7 protein-coding genes and 2 pseudogenes are annotated in these 7,541 nt (G+C 64.8%); 6 read left to right on the plus strand and 3 right to left on the minus strand.

Annotated elements, in window-relative coordinates:
• Positions 1 to 2 precede the first annotated feature (2 nt).
• The 4 genes from cyoB to FJU31_RS05505 are packed head-to-tail and all read left to right on the plus strand — an operon-like array spanning position 3 to position 3,650.
• Entirely contained in the window at positions 3 to 1,979 is a 1,977-nt protein-coding gene (cyoB, locus tag FJU31_RS05490; protein ID WP_150453839.1) for a cytochrome o ubiquinol oxidase subunit I, read from the plus strand.
• A complete protein-coding gene (gene cyoC, locus FJU31_RS05495) occupies positions 1,976 to 2,611 on the plus strand; it encodes a cytochrome o ubiquinol oxidase subunit III (protein WP_150453840.1) in 636 nt (211 codons plus the stop codon). The genes cyoB and cyoC overlap by 4 nt, the downstream gene beginning before the upstream one ends.
• Position 2,612: 1 nt before the next feature.
• Positions 2,613 to 2,945, plus strand: coding sequence for a cytochrome o ubiquinol oxidase subunit IV (gene cyoD / locus FJU31_RS05500; protein ID WP_008268101.1), 333 nt, complete (start codon positions 2,613 to 2,615; stop codon positions 2,943 to 2,945).
• Positions 2,946 to 2,957: 12 nt separating this feature from the next.
• Complete coding sequence (locus FJU31_RS05505; RefSeq protein WP_150453841.1) at positions 2,958 to 3,650, plus strand: SCO family protein; 693 nt, start codon at positions 2,958 to 2,960, stop codon at positions 3,648 to 3,650.
• Positions 3,651 to 3,755: 105 nt separating this feature from the next.
• On the opposite strand, the gene FJU31_RS05510 is transcribed toward FJU31_RS05505, so the two are convergent.
• Positions 3,756 to 4,331 (minus strand): DNA breaking-rejoining protein, encoded by a 576-nt coding sequence (locus tag FJU31_RS05510; RefSeq protein WP_150453842.1) that lies wholly within the window; start codon positions 4,329 to 4,331, stop codon positions 3,756 to 3,758.
• Positions 4,331 to 5,233, minus strand: a pseudogene (locus FJU31_RS05515) (proprotein convertase P-domain-containing protein); the annotation flags it as partial. The pseudogene FJU31_RS05515 and the gene FJU31_RS05510, both read right to left, overlap by 1 nt.
• Before the next feature lie 356 nt (positions 5,234 to 5,589).
• Between FJU31_RS05515 and FJU31_RS05520 the strand changes: the two are divergent.
• Both FJU31_RS05520 and FJU31_RS05525 read left to right on the plus strand, forming a co-directional pair.
• Entirely contained in the window at positions 5,590 to 6,030 is a 441-nt protein-coding gene (locus tag FJU31_RS05520) for a DUF2231 domain-containing protein (RefSeq protein WP_150453843.1), read from the plus strand.
• A complete protein-coding gene (locus FJU31_RS05525; protein ID WP_150453844.1) occupies positions 6,023 to 7,333 on the plus strand; it encodes a PQQ-dependent sugar dehydrogenase in 1,311 nt (436 codons plus the stop codon). The genes FJU31_RS05520 and FJU31_RS05525 overlap by 8 nt, the downstream gene beginning before the upstream one ends.
• Positions 7,334 to 7,442: 109 nt before the next feature.
• Here FJU31_RS05525 and FJU31_RS19600 read toward each other — a convergent pair.
• Positions 7,443 to 7,541 (minus strand): annotated as a pseudogene (locus FJU31_RS19600) (IS110 family transposase); the annotation flags it as partial.

Consider the following 7,541-nt stretch of genomic DNA (forward strand, 5'->3'; position numbering starts at 1 on the left):
ACATGTTGGGTAAATTGACGTGGGAGGCCGTGCCACTGCACGAGCCGATCGTGGTGGTCACGTTGGCGGCCATGGTGCTGGGTGGCCTGGCGCTGCTTGGCGCAGTGACGTACTTCAAGCTGTGGGGGCCGTTGTGGCGTGACTGGTTCACCACCGTGGACCACAAGAAGATCGGCATCATGTATGTGGTGGTGGCGCTGGTCATGCTGGTGCGTGGCTTTGCCGATGCGCTGATGATGCGCGCGCAGCTGGCAGCGGCTGGGCCGGGCAGTGACGGCTTCCTGCCACCGGAGCACTACGACCAGATCTTCACCGCCCATGGCGTGATCATGATCTTCTTCGTGGCCACGCCGTTCGTGGTCGGCCTGATGAACATCATCGTGCCGCTGCAGATCGGCGCGCGCGACATGGCATTCCCGTTCCTCAACGCCTTCAGTTTCTGGATCTTCGTGGTCGGCGCAGCGCTGATGATGATCTCGCTGGGCGTTGGCGAATTCGCCATGACCGGCTGGGTCGCCTATCCGCCGCTGTCGGGCATCGAGTTCAGCCCCGGCGTGGGTGTCGATTACTACATCTGGGCGTTGCAGGCGTCCGGTGTCGGCACGCTGCTGACCGGCGTCAACCTGTTCATCACCATCCTGCGCATGCGTGCGCCGGGCATGACCCTGATGAAGATGCCGGTGTTCACCTGGACCGTGCTGGTCACCAGCGTGATCATCATCGCCGCCTTCCCGATCCTGACCGTGGCGCTGGGTGCGCTCACCCTGGACCGCTACCTGGACTTCAACTTCTACACCAACACATTGGGTGGCAACCCGATGATGTACGTGAACCTGGTGTGGGCCTGGGGCCATCCGGAGGTGTACATCCTGGTGCTGCCGGCGTTCGGCATCTTCTCTGAGGTGACCGCCACGTTCGCGCGCAAGAAGCTGTTCGGCTACAAGTCGATGGTCGGCGCCACGCTGGCGATCGGCATCCTGTCGTTCATCGTCTGGCTGCACCACTTCTTCACCATGGGCTCCGGTGCCAGCGTCAATGCCTTCTTCGGCATCATGACGATGATCATCGCCATCCCCACCGGGGTGAAGATCTTCACCTGGCTGTTCACCATGTACGGAGGCCGCGTCGAGTTCAGCGTGCCGATGCTGTGGACCCTCGCCTTCCTGGTCACTTTCACCATCGGTGGCATGACCGGTGTGCTGCTGGCCATCCCGGGCGCGGACTTCCTGCTGCACAACAGCCTGTTCCTGGTTGCCCACTTCCACAACACCATCATCGGCGGCGCGCTGTTCGGCTACCTGGCCGGCTTCGCCTACTGGTTCCCGAAGGTGTTCGGCTTCACCCTCAACGAACGCCTGGGCAAGTGGTCGTTCGCCTGCTGGGTGATCGGCTTCTACCTGGCCTTCATGCCGCTGTACATGCTCGGCTTCATGGGCATGACCCGCCGCATGAACCAGTACGACAACCCGGCGTGGACGCCGTACCTGATCGCCGCCTTCATCGGTGCGCTGTTCGTGTTCGCCGGCATCATCCTGATGCTGGTGCAGATCTACGTGAGCGTGCGCGACCGCAAGCGCAACCTGGACCTGACCGGCGACCCCTGGAACGCACGCACGCTGGAATGGGCCACGCCCTCGCCGCCGCCGTTCTACAACTTCGCCGTGGTGCCCAAGGCCGATGAGCTGGACGCCTTCCATGAAGCGAAGAAGCGTGGCCTGCCGCCACCGCCGAAGAAGTACGCGCCGATCCACATGCCGAAGAACACCGGCGTGCCGCTGGTCCTCAACATCTGGATCCTGGTGCTGTGCTTCGCCCTGGTCTGGCACATCTGGTGGATGGCCGCGGCCAGCTTCATCGCGATGATCGTCACCCTGATCGTACGGTCCTACGACGAGGACGTGGACTACTACGTCAGTTCCGAAGAGGTGGCGCGCACCGAAGCGGCCAGCCTTGCCAAGCTGAAGGAGGTACGCGCATGAACCTGTTGACCCGCCCGGAGCTGGCCAGCGACACGCAGGCGCACGAGGACCACCACGCACACGACCACAGCCATGAGCAGGGCGGCATGAAGGTGTTCGGCATGTGGGTCTACCTCATGTCCGACCTGGTGCTGTTCGGTTCGCTGTTCGCCTCGTACGCGGTGCTCAGCACCGCCTACGCCGGCGGCCCGACCGGCAAGGAGCTGTTCTCGCTGCCGTTCGTGATGGCCGAGACCTTCCTGCTGCTGGTGTCCAGCATCACCTATGGCCAGGCCGTGCTGGCCATGCACCGGCTGGACAAGGCCGCCGTGCTGCGCTGGCTGGGTGTGACCTTCGTGCTCGGTGCCTCGTTCATCGGCATGGAGATCTACGAGTTCTCGCACCTGATCCATGAAGGTGCAGGCCCCAGCACCAGCGCCTACCTGTCGGCGTTCTTCGCACTGGTCGCCACCCATGGCCTGCACGTGGCCAGCGGCCTGATCTGGATGGCGGTGGTGATGCACCAAGTCTACCGCCGTGGCCTGACCCCGACCAACATCACCCGCGTCTCGTGCCTGAGCCTGTTCTGGCACTTCCTGGACCTGGTGTGGATCTGCGTCTTCACCTTTGTCTACCTGATCGGAGCTTTCTGACATGGCCCACGTCGAAACCTCGCGCGCCGGCAATGCGCACGGTTCCACCACGTCCTACCTGATCGGCTTCGTGCTGTGCGCGCTGCTGACGGTGGTGCCGTTCGCACTGGTGATGAACCCGGTGCTGTCGCGGCCGCTCACGCTGTTCCTGCTGGTCGGCTTCGCGGTGGCGCAGATCCTGGTGCAGCTGGTCTACTTCCTGCACATGGACCGCAAGTCCGAAGGCGGCTGGAACCTGGCCAGCTTCGTGTTCACCCTGGTGATCCTGTTCATCGTCGTCGCGTTGTCGGTCTGGATCATCTGGAGCATGCACTACCACATGATGATCAACTGAGCCTTGAGACCCGTGAAAGGCATTGCATTTCCCCATCGTGGCCTGCGCCTGGCCGCAGGTCTGCTGCTCGGCCTGCTGCTCGGCCTGCTGGTCGGCTGCAGCGCGCAGTCGCGCATGGACTTCAACGCCAAGGACATTGCCTGCGAAGAGCTTGGCCAGCACTGGTCAATGCCCGACAGCCACGGCACCGTGCGTGGCCCGAAGGATCTGCAGAACCAGGTGACCTACCTGTTCTTCGGCTTCACCAGTTGCCCGGACGTGTGCCCGACCACCATGGTAGAGCTGAGCCAGGTGAAGCACCTGATGGGCAAGGATGCCGACGAGCTGCAGGTGGTGTTCGTCAGCGTCGACCCGGCGCGTGATACGCCGGAGGTTGCGCGTACCTATGTGGAAGCCTTCGATCCCAAGGCGATCGCCTTGGTCGGCAACGAAGCGCAGCTGGCGGCGATGGCCAGCGACTTCAAGGCGTTCTACGAAAAAGAGCCCGGCCAGGTACCGGATACCTACACCATGAGCCACATCGCCGGTGGCTACGTATTCGACCGCCAGGGCCGCCTGCGCCTGTTCGCGCCCTACGGCATGCCGGTGGACAAGCTTTTCTCCGACGTGCAGCGCCTGCTGCTGGAACCGGCCCATCCAGCGGCAGGTAACGACGCGCTGGCCAACTGCAGCCTCAAGCACAGCGATTCGCTCGCCGCCCGCTGACGCCACCTCTACCGCAGTGGGTGCCGACCGTTGGTCGGCACATCCCCCATTATCAATCCCCGGCCGGCCAGGAGAGCCAACCGGCCGGGGGCACCACTCAACGCTTCACTTGGTCTCTTCCCACTGCACCACATCCGGCTCGGTCGCGCGGATGCCGGCGGTGGACAGCAGCTGGCTGGTCGCATCCAGCGCCGCGTTCACCGACGGGTACTCCACGATGGCCTGGCCCGAAGCCTTCGACACCTTCACTACGGTGCCACCGGTGGCAGTTGCCGCGCGCTGCGCCGATGCTGCATCGGTGAAGAACACCTTGACCCGCGACGTGGCCACCACCGGCGCCCCGTCACGGGAGACCGCCGCCGCGAACTTGCCGGCACCGGCATCAGCAGGCGCCGCCGCTGCGCCATCCAGCGAACGCTTGGTCCGCGAACTGGTGGCCGCCACCTGCGGGGTGATCGTGAACCGACCGCCGCTGGCCTGCTTCACGGTGGTCGAGGGAGACAGCTGGAAGCGCGTGCCGCCCACATCGAACGAGCGGCCGGTAGCGGACGCCTTCAGTTCCTGCGCATCCATGGTCGAAAGGGTCCTGGCTGGAGGGGTCTGCCCCGAGCTCTGTGCCCAGGCAGGGGAGGTCATCGCCGCGAGGGCGAGCGTGCTCAACAGAATGGTGGTCTTCATCATCAGTGCCCCAGAACGCGGATCTTGAAGAATTCGAGGTTGCCGCGTGATGCTGCGGTCGCGGCCTGCCCCATGTCGGTCACTTCCAACGTCCAGGTGCCGCTGGCATTCTCATCCAGGAAGGCATTGCTGGACAGCAGGTCCCAGCTGGTGAAACTGCTCTGCGAGCCGCGCACGCCTGAACCGATGGCGGTGAACGCCGGTTGCACCACGCTGCGGGTGCCGCTGGGCGAAACCAGCACGAACTGCAGCTGGCGCGTGTTGCGGTGGTTGACCCGGAAGCCCAGCTGCACGCTTTCGATGTTGCGCGCGCCATTGTCCAACTGGAAGGTCAGGCGTGCGGCGGCGGCCGAGGTGTTGCCGATGGCCACGGTGCGCGTGGTAGTGCGCCAGCCGCTGTCGACCAGCGGTCCCAGCGACTGGAAGTTCTCGGCGACCTGCACTGCACGCGCAGCATTGACCACACCAAAGCCGTACCAGTTGCTATAGGCACGGTTGGCCGCATTCACCGTCCACCCCGGCACCAGAGTGCGGCCGTCGGCCAGCGTCACCGCCGGCTGGTTCGGATGGTTGCGGGTGGCGGTGGTGGCCAGGATGTACTTCACATCGCGATAGGACAGGTTCGGATTGGCTTCCAGCACCAGTGCCGCCACGCCCGATACCATCGGCGCCGACGCCGAGGTGCCGTTCATCTTGGCGGTGTAGTTGCAGGTGCTGTCGATGGCCGACAGGTTGCTGTCCAGCGCGTCCTCGCGGTTGGTGTTCTTGTTGCTGCCCTGCACGCACCCGGTCACGTCGGTGGTGACGATGGCCGGGTCGTAGGCGCGCGCCGCCACGCCGGGGACGTACTGCGCCTGCAGGCCGTACTCGCCGCCAAAGGCCGACACCCACAGCGCCGAGCCGGTGATCGCAACAGGCCAAACGCGACACAGCGAAGAACCCCCTACCTGTTCCCCGTGCGGATATCCGAATGTGCAAAACACGTCACAAACACTTATTCCGGCAAGGAATAACGACCCGCGCCTGAGCCCGCCATGGTCCCGCTCTGGTAGGTGGCAATCTTGGCCGGCACATCCATCCGCGCCATGAGCCTCGGCGGACGCGGCCCATCCACGCATGGTGTGGATCTACCGGTCGGTGCCGACCGTTGGTCGGCACATCCATCCAAGCCCGGCGGCACCCCCATCGACCATCATCGCGCGACCTCCCCGTCGGCTGTGCTACTACGGCGGTGTACCCCTTCCTCCCCCGGAGCACGACCATGGTCAACCCCGTCGCCCAGGCCCATCGCGGCTTGGGCACCACGCTTTTCAGCCTGCTGAATCCGATACCGTTCGGCTTCTTCGTGGCCGGCCTCATCTTCGACATCCTCTACCTCAACACCGCCGAGGTGATGTGGGGCAAGTCCGCCGCCTGGATGATCACCTTCGGCCTGCTGATCGCCATCATTCCGCGGCTGATCAATCTGTTCGCGGTGTGGCGCCGCAACGGCACCGCCACCGGTATGGACCGCGTGGACTTCGTGCTGAATCTGCTGGCCATCGTGCTGGCCATCTGGAACGCCTTCGTGCACAGCCGCGACGCCTATGCGGTGGCGGTGCCGGGCACCGTGCTGTCCGCGCTGACCGTGGCCCTGATCGCGATCGGCTACATTCTGTTGTCACTGCAGGCCCCGGTGCTGCAGGGAGGTCGTCATGGCTGAGCGCATCCTGCCCACGCTGGGCATTCTCTCCCTGGCGGTCATGCTCGCCGCCTGCGCCGGCAAGGCCGAATACCACCCGGCCGACCAGTCCGGTGCGCAGCCGCCGCTGCCCAAGCCGGCCAACTTCCTCATGCCACCCATGCAGGTGCCCAAGGGCGTGGGCTGGGCCGACGGCCAGGCGCCCACCGTGGCCGACGGCCTGAAGATCGAACGCATCGCCGCCAACCTTCAGCATCCGCGCCGCCTGCTCACCCTGCCCAACGGCGATGTGCTGGTGGTGGAAGGCAACGGCCCCGGCGAAGAGCCGGTCACCACGCCCAAGCAGTGGATCGCCGGCAAGGTGAAGGCACGCTCGGGCAAGGCCGGCAAGGGCGGCAACCGGGTCACCCTGCTGCGCCGCACGCCGGGCACCGATACCTGGACCCAGCACGTCTACATCGAAGGCCTGCACTCGCCGTTCGGCATCCAGCTCATCGGTGACACGCTGTACGTGGCCAACACCGGCAACATCATGCAGTACCACTACGTGCCCGGCGAAACCCGCATGACCGACAAGGGTCGCGAGTTCACCGACCTGCCCAGCACCATCAACCACCACTGGACGAAGGATCTGCGCGCGAGCGCCGATGGCAGCAAGCTGTACGTGGGCGTGGGCTCCAACAGCAACATCACCGAGAACGGCCTGGCCGTCGAGTACCGCCGCGCGGTCGTGCTGGAAGTGGACGTAGCCACCCGTGGCAGCCGCATCTACGCATCGGGCATCCGCAACCCCACGGGCCTGGACCTGGAGCCGAGCACCGGCAAGCTGTGGGCGGTCGCCAATGAGCGCGACGAGATCGGTGCCGACCTGGTGCCCGATTACCTGACCTCGGTGAAGGAAGACGGCTTCTACGGCTGGCCCTACAGCTACTACGGGCAGCATGTGGATGAGCGCGTGCAGCCGCAGCGGCCGGACCTGGTGGCCAAGGCCATCGTGCCGGACTACGCCATCGGCTCGCATGTGGCGCCGCTGGGCCTGCTGTTCTACACCGCGCAGGCATTGCCGGCGAAGTACCACGGCGGCGCGTTCATCGGCGAACACGGCAGCTGGGACCGCTCGCCGCTGAGCGGCTATGAAGTGGTCTACGTCGCTTTCAAGGATGGCAAGCCGACCGGCCGACCGGAACCGGTGGTCAGCGGCTTCACCTCCAAGGATGAAAAGACCCTGATGGGCGCACCGGTAGGCATGGCGATGGACGCCGACGGCGCGCTGCTGGTGGCCGACGACGTAGGCGATGTCGTCTGGCGGGTCTCGGCAAAGTGAGGGAAGTGTAGAGTCGAGCCATGCTCGACTGCTCAGGCTTTTGTAGAGTCGAGCTTGCTCGACTGCTGTTGGCTTTGGTTGTTGTAGAGCCGAGATCCTATGTTCGTGGTCAAGCCTGTTGGAAGCAGGCTTGGCCTACCTTCAGCATGGCTGGGTCGAATTCCTTGCCACTCTTGAATACGCCCCACGCAATCCTGGCCAGTTTTCT

This window comes from Stenotrophomonas cyclobalanopsidis (assembly GCF_008710035.1).
Taxonomy (GTDB): domain Bacteria; phylum Pseudomonadota; class Gammaproteobacteria; order Xanthomonadales; family Xanthomonadaceae; genus Stenotrophomonas; species Stenotrophomonas cyclobalanopsidis.